This is a genomic window from Glutamicibacter sp. BW80, assembly GCF_002332385.1.
In the GTDB taxonomy this organism is placed as follows: Bacteria; Actinomycetota; Actinomycetes; order Actinomycetales; family Micrococcaceae; genus Glutamicibacter.
Genome location: NZ_NRGV01000030.1, coordinates 14,307 through 36,674 on the forward strand (window position 1 = coordinate 14,307; position 22,368 = coordinate 36,674).

The following is a 22,368-nucleotide window of genomic DNA, read 5'->3' on the forward strand; positions in this document are numbered from 1 at the left end:
CGTAGCCGGCCACGGTGCCGGCGGTATGATGCTGAACAACCGCGGAAGGCTAGCCGATTCCTGAAAGCACCCGGAAGGAGATCCATGGAACACGATACGAACGGTGGGCACGCCGGGCACGGCGCCGGGCATGACATGTCGTCGATGGCGGTGGGCGCAACGCTGCACTGCCTGACCGGTTGCGCCATCGGGGAAATCATCGGGCTGCTGGTGGGCACCGCGGCCGGATGGGCAAACCTGCCGACGGTGGCGCTGTCCATCTCGTTGGCCTTCCTCTTCGGCTACGCACTGTCGGCCATCCCGCTGGTGCGCGGCGGCATCGCCCTGTCCGCCGCCCTGGGCCTGGTCCTCGCCGCCGACACCCTGTCCATCGTGACGATGGAGATCGTGGATAACCTCGTCATGCTGCTCATTCCCGGAGCCATGGACTCCGGGGTCCTCAACCCCGTTTTCTGGGTTGCCATGGCCCTCGCCCTGACCGTCGCCTTCTTCGTCGCCTGGCCGGTGAACCGGGCCCAGCTGCGCCGCGGCAAGGGGCACGCGGTAACCCACCAGGCACTGGGCGGAGGCGCGGGCATGGACAACCGGCCGCTGGCCATCGGCGTCGGCGCTTTTCTGCTCGGCGGCTTCGTCGCCTCGCTCGGCACGCTGCTGCACTGAACCCTTTTGCGCCGCGGGCGGAGGTGGCATGCTGGTGGTGTGAAGCTCACCCTAGATGATCCGCCCCGCACCGCGCTCAGCTGGAAATTGCTGCCGGCGGTACTGCTCTCGCTCTCCGGCGTGCTGCTCTTCGCCGTAGCCAATGACCCGGCGGGCTACACTACGCTCGTGCTCAGCGTGCTCACGGCAGCATTTATCGATCGCCAGCTCGCCCGCCACCTGGGACTGATCGCGGCGGGGCTGGCGATCATCAGCTTCGTTCCGCTCAATGCCGATTTGAGCATCGGGCACATGCTCCAGATGGGTGGTGCGCTCGGCATGGCCGTGCTGGTGCCCTGGCTGGTCTCACGGTTTGCCTACCGCGAGCAGATCATCAAATTTCCGGTGAACACCGGACGTAAATGGCCGTTGGCCGCCAAACTGTATCTGCTCGGCGTGGTAGCGCTGGGCTTCCTCATTTTACCGGTGTACCTGATCAGCACGGGGGTCTTCCAGAACTGGCCGGACGCCTCGGATCCGACCATCTTCTGGCGGCTCTTCCTCGGAGTGAACGCCGTGGGCATCTGGGATGAGCTGTTCTTCATCTGCACCACCTTCACGCTGCTGCGACGCCACTTCCCCGACTGGCTCGCCAATATCCTGCAGGCGGTGATCTTCTCTTCCTTCCTCTGGGAGATCGGCTACCAGGCTTGGGGTCCGCTTCTCACGTTCCCCTTCGCCCTGCTGCAGGGCTATACCTTCAAGCTGACCAAGTCGCTGACCTACGTCGTCTCGGTGCATTTGATCTTCGACTTCGTACTGTTCCTCGCGCTGGTGCACGCGCACAACCGTGACTGGCTGCCGATTTTCTTCTACTAGGTTCCGGGGCGCACGTGCAGTTTCAGGGCAGCGGGCTGGCCATAATCCGTGCCCTCGTCTTTGGCTGAAGGCAGCCTTCGGCCAATTGCCCGATCCGCGCACGAGCGCTGCACTGCGGCATCGCGGCCGAATCGCTGGCCAACCTGGGATCCCGTATCCCGGGCAGCTAGTTGCCGGCTGGTGCCGCCGAGGCAGGTGGTGCGGTGTTGGCCTCCACCAATAGCGCCGCGGAGATAGCGTCGAAGGCGCGCAGCGTGCGGGAGAGCTTGGCAGGTCCCTGCGGGGTCGGCCAGCTGGAGAGCTTCACCGCCACCACCTCGGCGGGCCGGTTGATGTAGACCATCTGCCCGTGTATGCCCAGGCAGAGCACCACATCATTGCCGGGGTACGGGAACCACATCTGGTTCCGGTACATCCCGCCGGGCATGAGGTTGTCCACCGGGCCGTCGGCAAAGGCGTCGCGGGAGTCCGGGGCGCCGGCCAGCGTTTGGGCGATCCATTCTTTTGAGAGCACCCGTTCGCCGCTCGGCGCGAGTCCGTCGTTCAGGAAGAGCGAGCCGAAACGGGCCATATCGCGCATCGTGGCGTTGATCCCGCCGTCGAATATTCCGGTGCCGAACTGGTCGACGCCGATGGTGGCATCCGATTCGGCGCCGAGTTTGCTCCAGAGCAGCTCGCTCAGCAAGGTGGCCATGGGCTTCTTGGCCGCGGACTCGCAGATCCAGCCGAGCATGTCGGTCTCGCAAGATCGGTACTCGAAGACCCCGCCGTGGGCGGTCTTGCGCACCAGGGTTCTCAGGTACGGGTACATGCCGGTGGGCCCCGGGGCCTTGAGCGCAGACCATCCGATGGCCTGTCCTAGCATCCGCACCCCGGCGCTGGGGTCCAGGTAGTTCTCGGAGAAATCGATGCCGGAACGCATATCCAGCAACTGGCGCACCCTGGCCCCGGCATAGCCGTTCTCGGCTACCTCCGGCAGGTAATCGGTCAAGCGCGCGTCGGAGTCAAGCACCCCGGAATCGATCAACGCTCCGGCCACCGCGCCGATCAGCGACTTGCTCATGGACATCAGCAGGTGCGGGGTGTCGGCCTTCATCTGGCCGAAGTACTGCTCGGCCAGCACCGTGCCGCGGTGCATGAACATCCACCCGTCGGTTTCGGTGGCGGCCATCACCGAGCCCACGCTCAGCGGCGCTTCTGAAGGGAATGCCGGGGCCAGCCTCACCGAGTCCAAGTCACGGTGTGCCGCGGGAAGCGGCGCCACCGTTCCTTCGCCCCGGGATATCAGTGCCGTGGGCAGGAAGTCGGCCATATGTTGGAAGGACCAGCGCAGGTTCTTGGGAAGCCGCCAGTTGTTCATGTTCACTCCGGCGGGGGTGTGCTCCTGCTGTGTGCCGTCCATATGCGTTCCCTATCGATTGCTGCGCGAATTATTATCTGGACATTACCATCGAGTAATCTTTCCTCCCCCGTTCATTTTCGCGCCGTGCCGAGAACTACGGAATATGAAGCCGACCCAGTGCATCCAACTCGTGTCGCGGAGCGCCGAACCCGCTATCCCGCAGGGTCAGATCACTGGGGCCGGTTAAAAGCCAACCCCCGGATCGCCTCTCGAGGAGAGGGGATCCGGGGGTGGGGTAATCTACCGGGCTGAGCTTAGAAGCCCAAGCGGCCGAGCTGCTTCGGGTCACGCTGCCAGTCCTTGGCAACCTTCACGTGCAGGTCCAAGAAGACCTTGGTGCCCAGCAGCTTCTCGATGCCCTGACGGGCGTTGGATCCCACCTCGCGCAGGCGTGAGCCGCCCTTGCCGATGATGATGGCCTTCTGGCTCGAGCGTTCCACGAAGAGCGAGACGTGGATGTCCACCAGCTGGTTGCCTTCGCTGCGGCCCTCGCGTGGGATCATCTCCTCGACGACCACGGCCAGGGAATGCGGCAGCTCATCGTGCACGCCTTCCAAGGCGGCCTCACGGATCAGTTCGGCGACCATCTTCAGCTCGGGCTCGTCGGTAAGCTCGCCATCCGGGTAGAGCGGCGGTCCCTTGGGCAGGTGCTGGACCAGTACGTTGGCAACCTCTTCGACCTGGAATTCCTTCACCGCGGACACCGGAATGATCGCTGCGAAGCCGTCTTCGCCGAAGCTCTCCACACCCAGTTCAGCGACGGACATCAATTGCGCGGCGAGCTGTTCGCGGTCCACCAGATCGGCCTTGGTCACCAGGGCGACAATCGGCTTGCGCTGCAGCTGGGCCAGCTGGGAGGCGATGAAACGGTCGCCGGGGCCGATCTTCTCATTGGCCGGCAAGCAGAAACCGATCGCATCGACCTCGGAAAGGGTCTGCGCGACGAGGTCGTTCAACCGCTGCCCCAAGAGGGTGCGCGGGCGGTGCAGGCCCGGGGTGTCGACCAGGATCAGCTGCGCGTCATCACGGTGCACGATCCCGCGGATGGTGTGCCGGGTGGTCTGCGGCTTGGCCGAGGTGATGGCCACCTTCTGGCCCACCAGCGCGTTGGTCAGCGTGGATTTGCCAGCATTCGGGCGCCCCACGAAGGAGGTGAAACCCGAACGGTAGTTCTCGGGCCAGCCGCTGGTGGCCAGCAATTTGTCTTTATCGCTCATCTGAGGATTCCTCGTCGTTCTCTTTATGATCGGATGCGTCCGTTTCCAGACGCTCTACATGGATTTTGCCGATGCGGTTGCGGCGGCCGGCCAGGGCCACCACGGTCAGGCGCAGACCGTAGACATCGGCGGTGGATCCGAGCACGGGCACGGATTCCAACGCCTTGGAGAGCAGGCCACCGACGGTGTCTACATCTTCATCATCGATGAACACATCAAAATGATCTGCGACGTCATCGATGGATACCGAGGCCATTGCGAAGAGCGAGCCATCGGGGTTTTCGATCAGCTCGGTGCGCGAGCGGTCATACTCGTCGTCGATCTCGCCGACGATCTCCTCGAGCAGGTCCTCCAGGGTGATCAGGCCCGCGGTGCCACCGTACTCGTCGATGACCACCGCCAGGTGAATTGCCTCTTGCTGCAGTTCCTGCAGGAGTTCTGCAGCGTTTTTCGACTCGGGGACGAAACGCACCGGACGGGAGAGATCCTCGAGGCGCTCGGCCTGCTGCAGGCCGTGGATCTCGGAGATCACATCCTTGAGGTAGATGATGCCCTGGATGTCATCGGTGTCTTCGCCGATCAGCGGGATCCTCGAATAGCCCGAAGCCATGAACAGTTCCAGCGCGCCGTTGATCGTATGTTCGCCGGTGAGCACCACCATGTCTGTGCGCGGCACCATGACCGCACGGACGTTGGTTTCCTCCAGATCCATCACCGAGGAGATCAATTCCGCGGACTCTTCGTCCAGGTCCTCTCCCTCGCTGGCACGGTCCACTATGTCGCGCAGGCGCTCCTTGCCGAGGTAGCCGTCTTCATCGTTTCCGGGCCCCGGGCTCATCGCGGTGCCGATGCTCGCCAGCCAGTTGGTGATCGGGCCGAGCAGCACCCGCAAGAGCCGGACCATCGGTGCGGTTGCGCGCACGACATTGCGCGCATTGGAGCGGCCATAGCGCCGCGGGGAGACACTGACCAGGACGAATCCGAGGGCCGCCATAACCATAGTCGCCACCAAGCCGACCATCCAGATATTATCAATCCAACGGGCCACCAGCAGCGCGACGGCCACCGCGGAGGCCGTCTCGAACCAGATACGCCAGAAGCGGATCGCCTGGGCGTGCGATTCGCTGTCGTCCAGGATATGGCTTATCGCTTTGGAATTCGACTCGATCCGCAACCGTTCGGCCGCATTGCGGGACAAGGCGTAAAAGGCGGAATCGGCGGCGGTGAGAATTGCGGCACTGGCCATGAAGGCCAACGCCACGACTAATAGGACTATGCCCACCGGCTATTCCACCGTTTCCTTCGGCGCCGGGCGCCCGGTGTAGCTCTCGAGCAGACGGCGCTGCAGACCGAACATTTCGGCCTTTTCGGCAGGCTCATCGTGGTCGAAGCCCATCAAATGCAGCATGCCGTGGGTGGTGAGCAGCAAGATCTCATCGTGGACCGGGTGCCCACCGGCCTTGGCCTGGGCCTCGGCGACGGTGGGGCAGATCACGATATCCCCGAGGATGCCGCTTTCCGACGGGGCCTTCTCCGACCCCGGACGCAACTCGTCCATCGGGAAGCTCATCACATCGGTGGGACCTTCCAGGTCCATCCACTCCACATGCAATTCGCTCATGGCCTCTTCGTCGATGAAGACGACGGAAACTTCCGTTTCCGGGTGAATGAACATCGCCTGGGTGATCGAGTCAGCGAGTTTCTGCACGTCCTGCAGATCCACTTCGTAGTCTGTTTCGTTATTTACTTCGACGCTCATGACTTGTGCCGTCCCCGGGATTGTGCTTTGCGCTGTTGGGTGTCCCAGCGATCGTACGCCGTGACGATATCTGCAATGAGGCGGTGGCGCACCACGTCGCCGGCATCCAGCCGGCACAGGGCGATGTCGTCGATACCCGCCAACACGTCGATCACCATGCGAAGCCCGGAGACCGAGTTACCGGGCAGATCCACCTGAGTGACATCGCCGGTGATGACCATCTTGGAGCCGAAGCCCAAACGAGTGAGGAACATTTTCATTTGTTCGCTGGTGGTGTTCTGCGCTTCGTCGAGAATCACGAAGGCATCGTTCAAGGTGCGCCCGCGCATGTACGCCAAGGGAGCGACCTCGATGGTGCCTGCCTCCAGCAACCGTGGAATGGTCTCCGGGTCGATCATGTCGTGCAGCGCATCATAGAGCGGACGCAGATAGGGATCGATTTTCTCCGTGAGGCTTCCGGGCAAAAAGCCCAGTTTCTCCCCGGCTTCTACGGCGGGACGAGTCAAGATGATGCGGCTGACTTCTTTCGCCTGCAAGGCTGCCACGGCCATAGCCATGGCCAGGAAAGTTTTGCCGGTACCGGCAGGACCCACGCCGAAGGTCACCGTGTTGTCTTCGATGGCGTCGACATAGCTTTTCTGATTCAGCGTTTTCGGCCGGATCGCGCGTCCCCGTCCGGAGAGAATCTTCAGCCCGAGGACGTCGGTGGGCGCATCGGCACCACCGGCGGAGAGCATCTTGATGATCTGCTCAATGGTGTCTGCGCTCATCCGGGAGCCGCGGCTGGCAAGTGCACGGGCCTCTTCGGTCACACGCTGAGCCTTGCGCACCTGCACGGGCTCGCCAACCAGGGTCAAGGAAGCGCCATTGGGGCGAAACTGCACCAGCGGGTAGGCGCCGGTCAGAATGCGCAACAATTCATCGCTTGGACCCAGCGTGGCAACCATGAGTTCGGGAGTGTCGAAGGTGATCGTCAATGACGCGGGGCCGGATTCGACCGGCATCTTGTTCTGTTCAACCTGCATGCAGTGCTTAGTGCCCCTTTGCTGAGCTTGGCAATGATTATTGTTCTTGTCCCCTACAGTCTATCTAGTTCAGCACGCTTAGGGGATAATTTCGCAGGTAGCTAGAGCACAAAAATCTGAAGTGATTCTAAAGCATCTGTGGTGGTAAAGGTATAGATTTGGTTACGAATCCTTCGTTAGACTCCTTTTTGGCGATCCCGGGCGCCATCATGTGCCAAACTATTTGAGCGCCAGAGCTGGTTTACAGCAAGGTGTCAAGTGAATAATCAACGGATTGGTAAGTAGTGCAAGGAAGAATTACGAGGTTGATCTCCAAGCGGGTAACCGTCACCGGAGTCTGTTTAACTCTCGTCGTAGCAGCTGGCTGCGGTCTTGCCTCGCGCGAAGAATCCCACGAAATGCCGATCAGTACTGCCGCGGGTACCGTGGGACTGCCTCCTGCCAACGATTCGGTGGAGCACCATTCCCCGATCGACAGGCTCCCGATCTACTGGCTTGAAAATATGGACCTCGGGGTTTTCCTCTACCGCGAGTACGCCACAAAAAACGCCACTGGCGAGCCGATCGGCGATTCAATCTCCTACCTGCTCAACGAAAAGCCGGCCAATGCCGAGTGGTACACGCATCTGAAGCCTTCGGGTGAAGTTGGCGTGTCCATGAACCAGGACAATGTGATCACCCTGGACCTACCGGAGAAGGTCTTCGGTGCAAAGCTTGATCGTGGCCTTTCCGAACGCACAATTCAGCAGCTGGTGTTCACCGCCACCGCCGCCGCGTCCAACGCAGGCCTCCTCGTTGGCTCGCTGCCACCGAAAGTGAGAATTCTGGTTGACGGCCGGGCCAACGCCACGGTCTTCGGCGACTTGCGACTGGCGGACTCCTACGACCGCGATGCCTCATTCATGGCCCCGATTTGGATTATCGACCCGCAATACGGGTCGACCCGCAAGGCCGGTCAGATCCAGTTCAATGCTCGCGCCTCGAAGTTCAGCGACGGCATCTATTACAGCTTGGAGAGCAAGGACAAGTCGGGAAAGCTCACCGTGCTCACCGCCGAGAAGCCAATCCCGGAAGATAAGGTCAATCCCGATGGCTCCTTTGATTTCACCAAGCAGCTGAGCGTAGGCGCCTACAAACTCACCTTCTGGGGCAGGGAATCCGGATCCGAAGAAAAGATCGCCTCGGTATCCAGCGAGTTCACCATTAAATAGGCTGCGAATATTCGCTACCAATTAAAAAGTTCCGCAGGCCGTCGGCCTGCGGAACTTCTTAATTGCTGAACCTTTCGGCGGCTACAGTTCTCCGAGCAGATGCCGAACCAGAACGAGGGCTGCCGGCCCGGCCGTCGAAGCGCGTAGCACGTGCTCGCCTAAGAGCGCGGCCTTGGCTCCGGCGCCGACAAACTGATCGAGCTCCGCGTCGCTGATCCCGCCTTCGGGGCCCACTACCAACGTCACCCCCGCATGCGCCGGGGCCGAATCGAGCCACGACCGGGTTTCCTCGGCCACCGAGCATTTAGCTGATTCATGCAGGATCAGAACCAGCTCGCCCTGGGCAGCAAGCTGCGCGATCTGTCCGGCCAGAGCCTTGGACCCGAGCGGGTCCAAGACCTTTGGTTCGAAGGCGCGGCGTGACTGCTTCTGTGCCGAACGCACCTGCGAACGCCATTTAGCTAAGGCCTTTTCGGCCTTCGGCCCATTCCAACGCACAATCGATCGATCGGCCTGCCAGGGGCGGACCGTGAAAATTCCCAGTTCCACCGCCGATTCCACGGCCTGTAGATCCCGGTCGCCCTTGGCCAGCGCCTGCACCAGGCCGACCGGGTGGACCGGCGGCGCTTCTTCGATGCGTTCCACCACGGTCACGCTGAGCAGGTCCTTGGCCGCGGCACTGACCTTGACTCGCAACCGGAGCCCGGTGCCGTCGAGCAAGTCCAGCTCCTCGCCGGGCGCCACACGCTTGACCGCAACCGCATGGTGGGCCTCGGGCCCGGTGAGCTCCAAGCTGTCCCCCACCATGGCCTCAGCTGCTTGCTGAGCGTCGATCACGAAGCTGTGATTGCTCATGCTCAGCGTTGGTTCAACTTGTCACGCAGTCGCGAGAACATTCCACCGGACTGTTCGACGCGGCCGGCGGTCATCTCTTCGCCACGCAATGCCGCCAGCTGCTCGAGCAGCTCACGCTGTGCGGCGTCCAGCTTCGTCGGAGTCTCCACCTGCAGGTGCACCACGATGTCGCCACGCTTGCCACCGCGCAGGCGCGGCACACCCAGCCCTGGCAGAGTGATGGTGTCCCCGTCCTGGGCGCCCGATTCCACGGTGATCTGCTGTTCACCATCGAAGGTTTCCAGCTTCAGCTCGCAACCGAGGGCGGCGCCGGTCATTGGGATGGCCATCTTCGCGTGCAAGTCGGTCTGCGCGCGTTCGAAGACCTTGTGGCGGCGTACGTCGATTTCGACGAAGAGGTTTCCGTTCGGGCCACCGCCGGGACCGGCTTCGCCCTGTCCGCGCAGCTGGATACGAGTGCCGGCATCGACACCGGCCGGAATGTTCAGCGACTTCGAGACGTGCTCGCGCACGCGTCCCTCGCCATTGCATTCATTGCATGGATCCGGAATGGTCGTGCCAAAGCCACGGCAGGCCGGGCAAGTTTCCACGGTCATCATCTGGCCGAGGAAGGAACGCACCGGACGCTGGATCTGGCCCGCACCGCGGCAGGTTTCGCAGGTAACCGGGCTGGTGCCGGGCCGGCAGCAAGAGCCTTCACAGACCTTGCAGGTGACGGCCGTTTCCATCTCGAGCGGGTATACGGTGCCCTTGACAGCGTCGACCAAATCGATGGTGATGGTGATCAGCGCGTCGCGGCCGGCCTGCGTGCGCGAGGCCGGCCCTTGGGCTTGCCCGCCGCCGAAGAACTGTTCGAAGATGTCGCCGAAGCCACCGAAGTTCTGGCCTCCGCCGCCGAATCCCTGCTGGCCGTTGCCGTTCAGGTCGCCGGTGGCGTCGAAGTTGGCGCGCTTCTTTTCGTCGGAAAGGACTTCGTAGGCTCGTGTGACGAGCTTGAACTGCTCGGCTGCCCCCTCGCCTGGGTTGACATCGGGGTGCAGCTTGCGCGCCAGCTTGCGGTAGGCGCTCTTGATTTCCTGCGGGGTCGCGTCCTGGGCAACACCCAGCGTCTCGTAATGCGAGCTCACGATATTCGCCGTGTCCTTTCGTAAAAATATAAAACGTTGTTGCTGACGAAACTAGTTCGTCAAAATCTTTGACAGGTAACGGGCAACCGCCCGGACCGAAGACATGGAGGTTGGATAATTCATCCGCGTCGGACCGAGCACTCCAAGCTTGTTCCTGGTGTCCGAGCCATAGGTTGTCGCGATGACCGTTGCGTCGGAAAGCTGCCCGTAATGGTGCTCGGTGCCAATGGCTACCGCCACGCCCCGAGAGTCCGCTTCCAACTCGGAGAACAGCTTCAGCAGCACCACCTGCTCTTCAAGCGCTTCGAGCACCGGGGTGAGCGTCAGCGGGAAATCTCCCACCGAACGGGCAAGGTTCGCGGTCCCCGCCATCACGATGCGCTGGGTGTTAGCCGCACGTGCCATCTCCTGCAAGGAACCGAGCACCGTCATGAACAGCGTATCTTCCAGAAGCTGGAGCGGAATTGATTCGGTGGTCAGCGAACCTACGAGATCTGCCAACTGCCGACCGCCAAAGGCCTTGAGCACGCCTTGCTTCATACCCTGCAGTTCGTCGTCGCTATACGCCCTGGAAGTGCCGATCATCCGCTGGTCGACGGTGCCATTGGAGGCAATCATGACCATCAATACCTGGGATGAGCCAAGTCCGACTAGGTCCAGATTGCGCAGCGATGCGGTGTCATAGTGCGGCACCTGGATCAACGCCACCTGATTCGTCAAACGTGCCAGCAAGCGCACGGTGCTATGCAAGACTTCATCTAAATCCTGGGAATTATCCAAGATTTTGTTGATGGCCTCGCGCTCCGCCCGAGACAACGGCTTAAGCTCGCCGATCTGGTCAACGAATCGGCGATAGCCTTTTTCCGTGGGTATTCTTCCCGAGGAGGTGTGCGGGGCAGCGATGAGCCCCTCTTCTTCCAGCAAGGCCATATCATTGCGAATCGTGGCAGCAGAAACTCCCAGGTTATGCCGATCAAGCAAAGCCTTTGAACCTACCGGTTCATGCGACTGGACGTAGTCCTCCACAATGGCGCGTAAAACGTCCAGACGTCGAAACTCGCTCACGTCAACACCTCCTATGAACTCCGGCAAGGATTTGGCACTCTAACCTATCAAGTGCCAAGTCTAATACCTACATCGGTTGCTAGCATTGGATTTCGAGCGTATTCGATCACAGCGAAAGGCAGTACGTGACCAATTACTCCTGGGGAGCCCACGACCTCAGTGCACCTGCACCGAAAAAACTGCGTCAAGTTCCGATATCAATGGGCCTACTACTCGAAGACGTGGACAGCGGTTGGGTCGGCGAAGTGGTGCGTACCGAGAAGTCCGGAGGAATGCGGGTGATCGTTTTAGAAGACCGGCGGGGCAAGACCCGCTCTTTCCAAGCGGGCTTCGGCTTCCTGCTCGAAGGCGAGCCGGTGGAGATCGTTGAGCCACAAGCCAAGGCATTGGCGCCAAAGAACATGGTTTCAGCTTCCGGTTCCCGGGCGGTCACCGGTTTGAAGGCCCGCGAGGCACGCGCCAGCCGGATCTGGGTCGAAGGCAAGCACGATGCCGAACTAGTGGAGAAAGTCTGGGGCCATGACCTGCGCGTGGAAGGCATCGTCGTTGAGCCTCTGCATGGCGTCGACGATCTTGCCGGCGCCATTCGCGCTTTCAATCCCTCGCCCGAACGGCGTCTGGGGATCTTGGTTGACCACCTGATTGCGGGCACCAAGGAAGAACGTATCGTGAAGGAAGCGATGGCGGTTCCCGGTGCGGCGAATCATGTCCTGATTCTTGGTCATCCGTATGTCGACGTGTGGCAGGCGGTGAAACCGGCAGCACTTAATATTGAGAAGTGGCCGGTGATCCCCCGTGGAACGGATTGGAAAACCGGAATATTACGCGCGTTCGGCTGGCCGCATTCAACTGCCGAGGACATCGGGCTGGGTTGGCAGCGCATCCTTTCCCGAGTTGACCACTACGCACAGCTTGAACCGCAGCTGCTGGGTAAGGTCGAGGAGCTCATCGATTTTCTAACCAGCGAAGATTACGGTTTCCTAACGATTGACTAATAGTTGGATTTTTAGGGCGGGTTGTACTCTGCGTCGCTAGATCCTCGATAGAATCAGATCGACCACCCACTGCTAAACAAGGAAGCGCCACGTGACTGCACGCAAGACCGTACCGCCGGAAAATTCACGTTTCGAAGGTTCCAAGGTCTCGGCTTTGCCCTTGACTCCTTCCGAGGATCGCCAATGGGCCATGATGTCGCATTTCGGCGCGGTACTGGGATGCATTCCCGCGGCCATCATCTTCGCCGTGTACCGCGACCGTGGACCTTTTACCTCGCAGGAGTCGAAAGAAGCCTTCAACTTCACGTTTCCGCTGACCATTTTGGCCATCGTGCTGAACGTGCTCACCCTGGTTCCCGGGTTTGGCTGGGCGTTCGCGGTAGCCACCGTGGCGCTTTGGGTCTATATGACGCTGATGGGCGCCCGTGCAGCCATCCAGGCTAACAAGGGACGCCCATACCGCTACGCATTCAACCTGCGGCTAATGAAGTAACAATCCTTGCTGAAACTTTAGAAGTCCAACAGTTCCCGCACTACAAGGTCGGCCAGGAGCCGACCTCGTTGCGTTAACACGATCGTTCCGGCAAAGGCCGACTGCGGTTCGATCAGCTCGTCGGCAATGAGTCCGGCAACTGCCCGACGGCCATGCTCATCCAATTCGGCGATCGGCATGCCGCTGCCCAACCGGGTCAGCAGCATCGTGCGCTCCAGTTTGACTGCCTCGGCATCGGGGAACTCGCGGCCGTGGCCCGGGGAAATCCCGCCGTCGATCCGCTGCTGGTAGGCCGAAGGATGCTTCACATTCCACCAGCGCAGGCCACCAACATGCGAATGGGCACCCGGTCCGGCGCCCCACCAGTCTCCGCCTTGCCAGTAGGCAACGTTATGCCGGCAAGCATGCCCTTCGCCCTTGGCCCAGTTGCTAACTTCATACCAGCGGAAGCCCGCGGCCGCGAACATTTCATCGGCCAGCTGATACTTTTCGGCATGATCGTCATCGTCGATGTTCGGTACCTGTCCGCGGCGAATCTGCGCCGCAAGCTTGGTGCCCTCTTCAATAATCAGCGCGTAGGCCGAAATGTGATCCGGTTCATAGCTCAAAGCCGCTTCCACGCTGGTGCGCCAATCCTCCAAGGACTCCCCCGGAGTCCCATAGATCAGATCGACGCTCACCTGGAGACCCACTTCGCGAGCCCAGCGGACCACCTGCGGCACGCCCTTGGGATCGTGGGTTCGCTCCAGCACCGCCAGCACATGTGGCACCGCCGACTGCATGCCAAAGGACACGCGGGTGAACCCGCCGTCCTTGAGCTCTTGCAGGCTTTCACGGGTCACCGAATCCGGGTTCGCCTCGGTAGTGACCTCGGCGCCGGGCTTCAGCCCGAATTCGCTGTTGATGCGTGCCAAAACCGACACCAGGTCGCTGGCTGGCAGTAGGGTCGGGGTGCCGCCACCGAAGAACACGGTCTCGATTTCACGATGCGGCAAGCCAGATTTGTCCATCACTTGCCGAGCGAAGCTGATTTCCTGGCTGACGGTGGCCGCATAGCTGGCTTGGCTCGCCCCGGAACCAAGTTCCTTTGCGGTGTAGGTGTTGAAGTCGCAGTATCCGCAGCGCACCGTGCAGAACGGAATATGTACATAAAAGGACATGGTCCGCTCCTGCGCATTGTGTGAACACAATGCGGGGAGCAGACCATCGGCCGGAGCCGGATCGCCATCAGGCAAAACTGAGGGCATTTACTTCTTTTTCTCTTCGCCGGTGGACAACGCGGCGATGAAGGCTTCCTGGGGAACCTCCACGCGGCCGACCATCTTCATTCGCTTCTTACCGGCCTTCTGCTTTTCCAGCAGCTTGCGCTTGCGGCTGATATCGCCGCCATAGCACTTGGCCAGCACATCCTTGCGGATGGCGCGAATGGACTCGCGGGCGATGATGCGCGAACCGATGGCAGCCTGAATCGGCACCTCGAACTGCTGGCGTGGAATCAGTTCACGCAGCTTGCCGGTCATCATCACGCCGTATGAGTACGCCTTGTCGCGGTGGGTGATCGCGCTAAACGCGTCCACCTGCTCACCCTGCAGTAGAATATCGACCTTGACCAGGTCTGCAACCTGACTTCCGTCGGCCTTCCAGTCCAAGGATGCGTAACCACGCGTACGTGACTTCAGATGGTCGAAGAAATCGAAAACGATCTCGGCCAGCGGCAGCGTGTAGCGCATTTCTACGCGTTCTTCGCTGAGGTAATCCATACCGCGCAAGGTGCCGCGACGTCCCTGGCACAATTCCATGACCGAGCCGATGAATTCGGATGGAGCGAGAATAGTTGCCGAGACCAGTGGTTCGTGAACCTCGAGGATCTTGCCTTCGGGGAACTCCGAGGGGTTGGTCACGGTGGTCAACTGCTTGTCTTCGCCCATGACCTCATAGACCACGTTCGGAGCGGTAGAAATCAGGTCGAGGTTGAACTCGGCCTCCAAACGCTCACGGGTGATTTCCAGGTGCAAGAGCCCCAAGAAGCCAACGCGGAACCCGAAGCCCAAAGCGACGGAAGTCTCTGGCTCGTACACCAGGGCGGCGTCGTTGAGCTGAAGCTTATCCAAAGCATCGCGCAGCGCCGGGTAATCAGTACCGTCCATCGGGTAAAGTCCCGAGAACACCATCGGCTTCGGATCTTCGTATCCGCCGAGGGACTCAGCGGCAGGCTTCAGGCTATTGGTGACAGTGTCTCCGACCTTGGACTGGCGTACATCCTTCACACCGGTGATCAGGTAGCCGACCTCACCCACGCCCAGTCCCTTACTTGGAACCGGGTTGGGGGCGGAGACGCCAATTTCGAGCAGTTCGTGCGTGCTGCCGGTGGACATCATCTGGACGCGTTCGCGCGGACGCAACATGCCGTCGACGACACGAACGTAGGTGACCACACCGCGGTAGGTGTCATAGACGGAGTCGAAGATCATGGCCCGTGCAGGAGCATCGGCCACGCCAACGGGCGGCGGAAGCTGCTTGATGACCTCATCCAGGAGAGCCTCAACGCCTTGGCCGGTCTTACCTGAAACCTTCAAGACGTCATCGGGATCGCAACCGATGAGGTTTGCCAGCTCTTCGGCATACTTCTCCGGCTGCGCGTTTGGCAGATCGATCTTGTTGAGCACCGGAATGATGTTCAGATCGCTCTCGATGGCCAGGTAGAGGTTCGCCAGGGTCTGTGCTTCGATGCCCTGTGCTGCGTCAACGAGCAGGACCGCGCCTTCACAGGCCGCCAGGGAACGGGAAACCTCATAGGTGAAGTCGACGTGGCCAGGCGTGTCGATCATGTTCAGCGCGTAGGTCACGCCATCGACTTCCCAAGGCATACGGACAGCCTGGGACTTGATGGTGATACCGCGTTCACGTTCGATATCCATGCGGTCCAGGTACTGGGCCTTCATGTCGCGTGCGGAGACCACGCCGGTGGATTGCAGCATGCGGTCGGCCAAGGTGGATTTACCGTGGTCGATATGGGCAATGATGCAGAAGTTACGGATGAGCGACGGATCGGTCGCGGCTGGCACCTGGGCGGTGCGGGCCAATGGAGACACCTAAACAGACCTCATTTGCAAACTAAGAATAGACGCGGAATTAGGCTCCATTCTGTCATGATTTACGCGTCACTACCTATTTGGTACCGCGCGCCCTGATAGTTTGTCGATCATGGCTTTGAATGTGCAGAAGATTCTTTCCCTCGTTGTGCGTGCAGTTAAGGTTTTCAACTCCACTCGCGCCAATGGGTCAAACACCTCCCCCACTACCCGCCGGCCGAGCAATGCTCCGAGCCGGGCTCAGCAGCGGCATGGCAGCAGCAATGGCGGGAATAACCTCCGCGAATCGGCCTACCCGGGCGATTTCCGCGGCACCGTCCACTATGAATACAACCCGAGCCTCGACGGCGAGGCCGATCCCGGCGAAGTGGTTTGGGGCTGGGTTCCCTACGAGGAAGACCACAGCCAGGGAAAGGACCGCCCGGTGCTGATTATCGGCCGCGATGACAGCTGGTTGCTTGGCCTGATGCTGACGAGCAAAGACAAGAACAATGGCGGTCACAGCAATCCGGACTACATGGACATCGGAACCGGCGCCTGGGACCGCGAGCGCCGTCCCAGCGAGGTCAAGCTCGACCGAATCATCCGCCTGTCGCAAAGTGCAGTACGTCGCGAAGGGGCCATTCTCGACGAGCAGCGTTTCGGCAATGTGGTGAACGCCCTAAATAACGGCCGCTAGGCGTTGGTCGTTGCCGCGGCGTTCTGCTAGAGTTAATTCTTGTGTGTCACGCAGGTTGGGTGACACGCCCCCTTTGGGTCGCCATAGGTGCCCCACACCGCTCAGTCGATGGCCCGAAGGATGAACCCTCTACCGACCGTATTTCGCAATAAACGAGAGAGTTTATTAAAGTGGCAAACATCAAGTCCCAGAAGAAGCGTAACCTTACCAACGAAAAGGCTCGTCTGCGTAACGTAGCAGTCCGCTCGGAAGTTAAGACCGTGGTCCGTAACGTCAACGACGCAATTGCCGCCGGTGACAAGGATAAGGCAACTGACGCATTGCGTCTGGCTGGCAAGAAGCTCGACAAGGCTGTTAGCAAGGGTGTTCTTCACAAGAAGAATGCTGCTAACCGTAAGTCGGCCATTGCCAAGAAGGTTAACGCCCTCTAAGCAACGCTAAACTTCAGCAAGATCCTCGAAGCCCTTGGGTTTCGGGGATCTTGTGCTTTAAGCACCGCTTCTCTGCCCTGCGGCACTGCGCTAGTGTTCAGCTATGCCATTAGTCGGTAGATCAGTAAATATTTTCGCAGGACGTGTCCTGCACCATTGGGAAATGCCAGCCACGGCAGACCAGGTGTGGCACGCGCTGACCGAGTCCGCGCCGTTATCGGGGTGGCTCGGGACGCTGGTCTCTGGGACCTTTCGCTCCGGTGAAGTAGTCACGGTCGAACACGCACCGAATTACCCCTGCACCTCACAGGTGCGAGGAATTGATCCGCTCAAGCTCTTGGCCATGTCCTGGAAGTTCCCCGACGAAGAGCCCTCGGAGTTGCGGATCGAACTTACCGGGCGAGAATCCAGCACCGGGTTGCACCTCGAACACCGGGGGTTAGCGGATAAGGCCGCCGACTACCTGATCGGTTGGCATACTCATCTGCGGTATCTGGAAGATCTGCTCGCCGGCAAGCCGCGCGACATGGTGGATTTTTGGACGCTCTACGAAGAACTGGCCCGTTCCACCGATCCCAAGCGGAACGAAAGCTAAGTGCCAGGCAAGCCGAGCTATCGCTGCGGTGCTTTGGAAGCAATAAATAAGATCGCACGTTCCAAGGCATAGCCTGGTGACCGCCCGCCGCCTTTGACCATGCGATCTGTTTGGGCGATGTTCTCAATGCATTGCGCGACATCAGCGCGTTTCCAACCGCGTGCTTGCTGCTGCGCTGACTGAACCTGCCACGGCGCCATGCCCAGCTCGGAGGCCAAGGACGCCGCCGGCTCGTTGACTCCGAGCACCTTCGCCAGCTGACGGATCTTCATCGCCAAGGTCGCGACGATGGGAATTGGATCTGTTCCGGTATCCAGGGAGTGGCGCAACGTGGTCAAGGCCAATTGCGCATTTCCGGCCAAGGCGGCGTCCGCCACTTTGAAGGCCGTCGCTTCGATACGGCCACCATAGTACCGATCGACCACCTCTTGATCGATGGTTCCGGTGGTGTCCTGAATCAGCTGGTGACAGCTGGATCCAAGCTCTGCCAAGGAATTGCCAACCGCGGCGACTAGTGACTTCACCGCGTCATTGGTGATCCGGCGCTTTGCCGACTTGAATTCGGCTTGCACAAAGTCGATTTTCTCGGCGTCGCGTTTAATCGGCTGGCAATTGACGAGCAACGCGCCGGCGGCCTTTATGGCATCCAGTAATTTCTTGCCGCGGGTACCCCCGGAGTGGTGCATGATCAGCACATTCTCCGGTGCCTGATCCTTCAGATAATTCAAGGCATCTTTGAGGAAGTACTCGTTCATTGATGCCAGGTCGTGTACCTCGACGAGGTTCGCGCTGGAAAACAACGAGGAGCTCGTGGCCAGCAACAGTTCGCCTGGCTCGTAGCTGGCCGCGTTGAGCCGAGTATGCTGGATGTCCTCGCGCGTAGCAGCTTGGCTGCGCAACAGCTCGAAGGCGCGCGAAGCCAGATATTGTTCGGATCCGGTCAGCAGAATCAAGGGTTGGGGTGTTAAATCCCGCCAAGAAATTCCCGGAGATGCTTGCGCGCGTGCCATCGAGCTCCTTCATGCGTCGTGCGTTACCTCGATCCTACCGAACTGCAGGCCCGATCGCTGTGGCGAGCACCTTGTCCGGTTCGAATGTGAGCAGAACCGTACCCTCGAGGTCGGATCTGATCACGCGCGCGCCGGTGGCTCGCGCGGCATCGAGTATTTCTTGATGCGGATGACCATAGGAATTGTCTTTTCCGGCAGATATCAAAAGGACCTGCGGCCGCAGTGTTTCAATGACTTCCGTGCCGCCATTGCGCGCGCCGTGATGCGAAGCCTTGAGCACCTGGACCGGAGGTTGCGGCAGCTCGGCCAGCAGCTGATGCATCGCTGCTTCCTCCAGGTCGCCGGCGGTAAAGAAGCTCAGCACCTGCCCTTGGACAAGAAAGTCGAAAACGATCACCAAGGAGGTGTCATTGGGTTCGGCATAACGCGCACGGATGTCATTTGGCCCGATCACCCGGTAGTGCACCGCGTCCGTGCCACCGCTATCCCCCGGTTTGAGCACTGTGGTCTCGGCCCAGCGGCTAGGGTCGAAGCCGGTCGAAACCAGACGCTGATCGATTTGCAATCCCGTCCCTTCCACCGCGGCGATCCCGCCAAGATGATCGGCGTGTTCATGCGTGATGAAAATCTTGGATAACTTTTTGATTCCCAGCTGATTCACGCAGTCAGCCACGCCCCCATCGGTGGGTCCGGCGTCCAAGAGCCACCCCTCAGCGGGACCAGTACGAATCACGAACGCGTCACCCTGGCCGACATCGCACATCGCGATATTCCAGGTCACCGGGATGGCCGGACGGTAGAACAGGGTCGCCGGGAGCACCAGCGACACGAGGAGCACCACGAGCACCGCCAATCCGGCGCCGGCCAGCCGATGAATACTCGCGTGCTCGCTTTCATAGGTGCTCAGCAGCAGGACGGCGAACACCACCGAGAATCCCACTGCCAGAGAGATGCCGGCAATCCCAGGAGGCCATGGACGTGCGGCACCGGGCAGCTCGACTACCCAGAGCGCGAGCTTTCCAATCCATCCCGCCGGAAGGCCAGGCACCCATAACAAGATGCCGGTGACCGCCGGCAATGGAGTGCAGCACAGCAGGCAGATCACCCCCACGCTGGTGATCAGGGGCAGCAATGGTGCGACCAAGAGGTTGGCCGGCAGCGAGTACAGGCTGAAATTTGAGTTCAAGGCGATGATCACCGGCAGACAGGTGAATTGCGCGGCGCAGCAAATTGCCGTCAATTGCGCAAACCACGACGGGAAGAGGCGTGAAAGGATGTCGGTGAGGGCCGGTGTCAGTACGATGATGCCCAAGGTGGCCAGTACGGATAAGGCGAAGGCCGGTTCCACTGCTAGCGACGGATCGATCAGCAGCAAAATGGTCCCCGACAGGCTCAAGATGCCCAAGGACCCGCGCCCGCGGCCCAGCATGAGCGAGATTGTTGCGATGATTCCCATTAATCCGGCGCGGAGCACACTCGGGTCAGGGCCCACGAACCAGATGAATAAGGCCAGGAAGCCGATGCCCAGCAGCGCGGCCAGCACCCTGGGCACGGCGCAAAGCCTGAGGATCACCAGCACCATGGCACCGAGCAACGCCACGTTTGACCCGCTGACGGCGGTGAGGTGGCTCAGCCCGCTGTCTTTCATTGCGGCGGAGAGTTCTTCGCCCTGCCCCGAGCGGTCCCCGTAGAGCATGCCCGGAAGGAGCCCGCGGGCCTCGTCGGGTAGTTCTTTCAGGCTCGACGCGAATCTGGTTTTCAAGTGATCTGCCGGTGTCGGTTCCTGCCAGGTCTTCACCACCGGTTCGCTCTGTGCCCGAGCCCACCAGTGGAATGCACCTTTTGCCCCGGTAGATTGCAGGTCCAGAATTGTTTCGAAACTATCCGCGCCGGTTTCCAGCGGGTAGGGCAGGCTCAGATATATCGGAATGGGGCAAGCAACCCACTGCTCCTGGTGCCAATATTCTCCGATCTGCGCAATGCCCTTGTTCGTTCCGTCTTCGCCGAGGCGCGGCGGATCGTTAAAGGCCACGATGACCCGCCGCTGCTGTTCTGCTCCCTCGGGCAGCCGGCAGTCGTTCTGCCCCTGGGCGGCGAAGCTGATGCTGATCGAGGCCAGGAGCAGCAGCAGCGGTCCGGTGAACCAGGGAGCCGAGGAGGGAGCATCGTGACGCCGGCGCAGCAGCAGCGCGAAGCCCACGAGGAAGAGCAGCAGCACGATGATGGTGACCAGCAGCGGCGGTTGCAGGTATGCGGTCACCCAGGCCCCGGCCAAGATCCAAAGCCCGCGGAAGTCCGTCTTCATGGGATCACCAATTCCGAGAGCTCCCCCAAGAGCACCGGGCCTATTCCAGAGACAGCGTCGAGTTCCGCGACGCTGGTGAACGGGCCATTTTTGTCCCGGAAGTCGATAATGCGTTTGGCTAGTGCTGGGCCGATGCCCGGCAGGGTCTGCAGGGTCTGCGCATCGGCCTGGTTCAGCGAGATCTTCGCGTTTGGTCCTTGGGCTTGCGGTGCGCCCGGAGTTGCCGAGGCATCACTAGTTCCGGGCAGGATGATCTGCTGCCCGTCGGCGAGTTTGGCCGCCAAATTCAATAGCTCCGGGCGGGCTTTTTCGCTCATCCCGCCGGCTGCTTCGATCGCATCGGTGATCCGCGAACCATCGGGAAGCTCGTAGATGCCGGGCTTTTTCACGGCCCCGACCACATGCACGGTGAGCGTAGCCAGCGGTTCGGTGGCGGCCGGGTGTTCGGGGTCGGCCACCAGCGGAATGGAATCCAGCTCTTCGGCCGCCGGCGGAGGCGAGAAGATGATCGAGAAGGCCACCCAGGCCAGGACCACGAGGACCAGCACGAGGGCAGCGACCCGCGACACGGCGAAGCGCAACCTGGTCGGCCGTGGCGCAAATTTACTGAAGAAGTCGTGGCGCCCCATGGCCGATAGTTTGCGCCACTACTACGAAGGGAGGGTGTCCTCCGGCTCGGATTGTGGATTCAGCGGTCCCACGGCCACGGCGAGCACCCCGATGCCGGTATGCGCCGCGAGCACCGCCGGCAGGGATTCGATCAGCACCTGCTGCGCGCTGAGCGGCGCGAGCTCGTTGGCGATCTCGGTGGCAAGTTCGGCCGCGCCGAAGTGCATGACGCCGATGCGTACCGGCCCTTGGGCCGCGGTAGCAGCCTGGGCGCCAAGCGCCACCAGCCGCGCCTGGGCCCGGGCGAAGGAGCGCGGCTTTTCGATGGGCTGGATCACACCCGCGTCGATGCTCAGGATCGGTTTGACGTTCAGCAGGTTGCCCAGCACCGAAGAGATGGTGCTGATCCGTCCCCCGCGGCGCAGCTGCTCCAGGCTCGGCACGGCGAAGTAGACGGAATTCCGCGCCGCGCCGCGGGCGATCTGCTCGAGCATTTCCAGCGGGGCTCCGGCATCGCGCGCGGCCAGCACGTCGGTGACCGCAAAGCCCTGGGGCATCGCGACGGTGCGCGAATCGATGACCTGCACCGGGATTTTGATGTCGGCGGCGGCCAGGCGCGCGGCCTCCACCGTCCCGGAAAGCTGCCCGGAGAGGTGAATGGAGATGATCGACTCGCAACCGGCGGCGGCCAGCTCCCGGTAGGCCCGGGCGAATTCTCCGGGCGCCGGACGCGAGGTCTTGACTGATTTTCCCATGGCCAGGCCCATCATCAGGGCGTTCAGATCTTCGCCGTGCACGTGGTTGTCCACGATGATCGGGATTCCCAGGCAGGCGAAGTCTTCGCTGTCCAGCAATTGTGCTGGCAGGCAGGCGGCGGAGTCGGTGACCACGCCGATTCGGGTACGCGCAAGCCCACGCGGGGCCAGCCATTTAGGCAGCCAGCCCGCGCGTGGGCCCTTGGTGCGTTCGTTCATGCCTTG

Annotated in this window: 22 protein-coding genes; 8 read left to right on the plus strand and 14 right to left on the minus strand. The window is 61.1% G+C overall.

What is annotated here, in order from left to right:
• Positions 1-84: 84 nt before the first annotated feature.
• Positions 85-660, plus strand: a complete 576-nt coding sequence (locus CIK76_RS06695; RefSeq protein WP_255248378.1) for a DUF4396 domain-containing protein — start codon at positions 85-87, stop codon at positions 658-660.
• A 39-nt stretch (positions 661-699) separates the two neighbouring features.
• Entirely contained in the window at positions 700-1,518 is an 819-nt protein-coding gene (locus CIK76_RS06700; protein ID WP_096284712.1) for a type II CAAX endopeptidase family protein, read from the plus strand.
• A gap of 166 nt (positions 1,519-1,684) precedes the next feature.
• Here the strand turns inward: CIK76_RS06700 and CIK76_RS06705 are convergent, their stop codons facing one another.
• From CIK76_RS06705 to CIK76_RS06725, 5 genes are all read right to left on the minus strand, one after another.
• Positions 1,685-2,920, minus strand: a complete 1,236-nt coding sequence (locus CIK76_RS06705) for a serine hydrolase (RefSeq protein ID WP_096284714.1) — start codon at positions 2,918-2,920, stop codon at positions 1,685-1,687.
• Between the two features lie 254 nt (positions 2,921-3,174).
• On the minus strand, positions 3,175-4,137 hold the full coding sequence (era, locus tag CIK76_RS06710; protein WP_096284716.1) for a GTPase Era: 963 nt from the start codon (positions 4,135-4,137) through the stop codon (positions 3,175-3,177).
• The gene (locus CIK76_RS06715) at positions 4,127-5,419 is read right to left on the minus strand and encodes a hemolysin family protein (protein WP_096284718.1); all 1,293 of its coding nucleotides are present in this window, start codon (positions 5,417-5,419) and stop codon (positions 4,127-4,129) included. The genes era and CIK76_RS06715 overlap by 11 nt, the downstream gene beginning before the upstream one ends.
• A 3-nt stretch (positions 5,420-5,422) precedes the next feature.
• Positions 5,423-5,896, minus strand: a complete 474-nt coding sequence (gene ybeY / locus CIK76_RS06720; RefSeq protein ID WP_096284720.1) for an rRNA maturation RNase YbeY — start codon at positions 5,894-5,896, stop codon at positions 5,423-5,425.
• The gene (locus tag CIK76_RS06725) at positions 5,893-6,921 is read right to left on the minus strand and encodes a PhoH family protein (RefSeq protein WP_096284722.1); all 1,029 of its coding nucleotides are present in this window, start codon (positions 6,919-6,921) and stop codon (positions 5,893-5,895) included. The genes ybeY and CIK76_RS06725 overlap by 4 nt, the downstream gene beginning before the upstream one ends.
• A gap of 398 nt (positions 6,922-7,319) precedes the next feature.
• On the opposite strand from CIK76_RS06725, the gene CIK76_RS06730 reads away from it, so the two are divergent.
• Positions 7,320-8,132, plus strand: a complete 813-nt coding sequence (locus CIK76_RS06730; RefSeq protein ID WP_096284724.1) for a GerMN domain-containing protein — start codon at positions 7,320-7,322, stop codon at positions 8,130-8,132.
• 81 nt (positions 8,133-8,213) lie between these two features.
• On the opposite strand, the gene CIK76_RS06735 is transcribed toward CIK76_RS06730, so the two are convergent.
• From CIK76_RS06735 to hrcA, 3 genes are read right to left on the minus strand one after another with little or no spacing between them, the layout of a single operon-like run.
• Positions 8,214-8,987: a 16S rRNA (uracil(1498)-N(3))-methyltransferase gene (locus CIK76_RS06735; RefSeq protein ID WP_096284726.1), complete on the minus strand. Its 774-nt coding sequence runs from the start codon at positions 8,985-8,987 to the stop codon at positions 8,214-8,216.
• A gap of 2 nt (positions 8,988-8,989) precedes the next feature.
• Positions 8,990-10,114 carry a molecular chaperone DnaJ gene (dnaJ, locus tag CIK76_RS06740; protein WP_096284728.1) on the minus strand — a complete coding sequence of 375 codons (1,125 nt, stop codon included), beginning with the start codon at positions 10,112-10,114 and terminating at the stop codon, positions 8,990-8,992.
• Positions 10,115-10,165: 51 nt separating this feature from the next.
• Positions 10,166-11,179 (minus strand): heat-inducible transcriptional repressor HrcA, encoded by a 1,014-nt coding sequence (gene hrcA / locus CIK76_RS06745; protein WP_096284730.1) that lies wholly within the window; start codon positions 11,177-11,179, stop codon positions 10,166-10,168.
• A gap of 125 nt (positions 11,180-11,304) precedes the next feature.
• Between hrcA and CIK76_RS06750 the strand changes: the two genes are divergently transcribed.
• Together CIK76_RS06750 and CIK76_RS06755 are read left to right on the plus strand one after the other, a co-directional pair.
• Positions 11,305-12,174: a DUF3097 domain-containing protein gene (locus CIK76_RS06750; RefSeq protein ID WP_096284732.1), complete on the plus strand. Its 870-nt coding sequence runs from the start codon at positions 11,305-11,307 to the stop codon at positions 12,172-12,174.
• A gap of 91 nt (positions 12,175-12,265) precedes the next feature.
• A complete protein-coding gene (locus CIK76_RS06755) occupies positions 12,266-12,667 on the plus strand; it encodes a DUF4870 domain-containing protein (protein WP_096284734.1) in 402 nt (133 codons plus the stop codon).
• Between the two features lie 17 nt (positions 12,668-12,684).
• On the opposite strand, the gene hemW is transcribed toward CIK76_RS06755, so the two are convergent.
• Both hemW and lepA read right to left on the minus strand, forming a co-directional pair.
• Positions 12,685-13,914, minus strand: a complete 1,230-nt coding sequence (hemW, locus tag CIK76_RS06760) for a radical SAM family heme chaperone HemW (protein ID WP_096284736.1) — start codon at positions 13,912-13,914, stop codon at positions 12,685-12,687.
• A complete protein-coding gene (gene lepA / locus CIK76_RS06765; RefSeq protein ID WP_096284738.1) occupies positions 13,915-15,759 on the minus strand; it encodes a translation elongation factor 4 in 1,845 nt (614 codons plus the stop codon). It abuts the gene before it with no gap.
• Between the two features lie 112 nt (positions 15,760-15,871).
• On the opposite strand from lepA, the gene CIK76_RS06770 reads away from it, so the two are divergent.
• From CIK76_RS06770 to CIK76_RS06780, 3 genes are all read left to right on the plus strand, one after another.
• Positions 15,872-16,438 (plus strand): type II toxin-antitoxin system PemK/MazF family toxin, encoded by a 567-nt coding sequence (locus CIK76_RS06770; RefSeq protein WP_096284740.1) that lies wholly within the window; start codon positions 15,872-15,874, stop codon positions 16,436-16,438.
• Between the two features lie 170 nt (positions 16,439-16,608).
• The gene (gene rpsT, locus CIK76_RS06775) at positions 16,609-16,869 is read left to right on the plus strand and encodes a 30S ribosomal protein S20 (RefSeq protein WP_096284742.1); all 261 of its coding nucleotides are present in this window, start codon (positions 16,609-16,611) and stop codon (positions 16,867-16,869) included.
• A 163-nt stretch (positions 16,870-17,032) separates the two neighbouring features.
• The gene (locus tag CIK76_RS06780) at positions 17,033-17,464 is read left to right on the plus strand and encodes an SRPBCC domain-containing protein (RefSeq protein ID WP_176484119.1); all 432 of its coding nucleotides are present in this window, start codon (positions 17,033-17,035) and stop codon (positions 17,462-17,464) included.
• Positions 17,465-17,481: 17 nt separating this feature from the next.
• Here the strand turns inward: CIK76_RS06780 and holA are convergent, their stop codons facing one another.
• From holA to CIK76_RS06800, 4 genes are read right to left on the minus strand one after another with little or no spacing between them, the layout of a single operon-like run.
• The gene (gene holA, locus CIK76_RS06785) at positions 17,482-18,474 is read right to left on the minus strand and encodes a DNA polymerase III subunit delta (RefSeq protein ID WP_096284746.1); all 993 of its coding nucleotides are present in this window, start codon (positions 18,472-18,474) and stop codon (positions 17,482-17,484) included.
• A 34-nt stretch (positions 18,475-18,508) separates the two neighbouring features.
• Positions 18,509-20,779 (minus strand): ComEC/Rec2 family competence protein, encoded by a 2,271-nt coding sequence (locus CIK76_RS06790; protein ID WP_096284748.1) that lies wholly within the window; start codon positions 20,777-20,779, stop codon positions 18,509-18,511.
• Positions 20,776-21,408 (minus strand): ComEA family DNA-binding protein, encoded by a 633-nt coding sequence (locus tag CIK76_RS06795; protein WP_096284750.1) that lies wholly within the window; start codon positions 21,406-21,408, stop codon positions 20,776-20,778. Before CIK76_RS06795 ends, CIK76_RS06790 begins: the two co-directional genes overlap by 4 nt.
• Positions 21,409-21,429: 21 nt before the next feature.
• Positions 21,430-22,362 carry a DegV family protein gene (locus tag CIK76_RS06800; RefSeq protein ID WP_096284752.1) on the minus strand — a complete coding sequence of 311 codons (933 nt, stop codon included), beginning with the start codon at positions 22,360-22,362 and terminating at the stop codon, positions 21,430-21,432.
• Positions 22,363-22,368 lie beyond the last annotated feature (6 nt).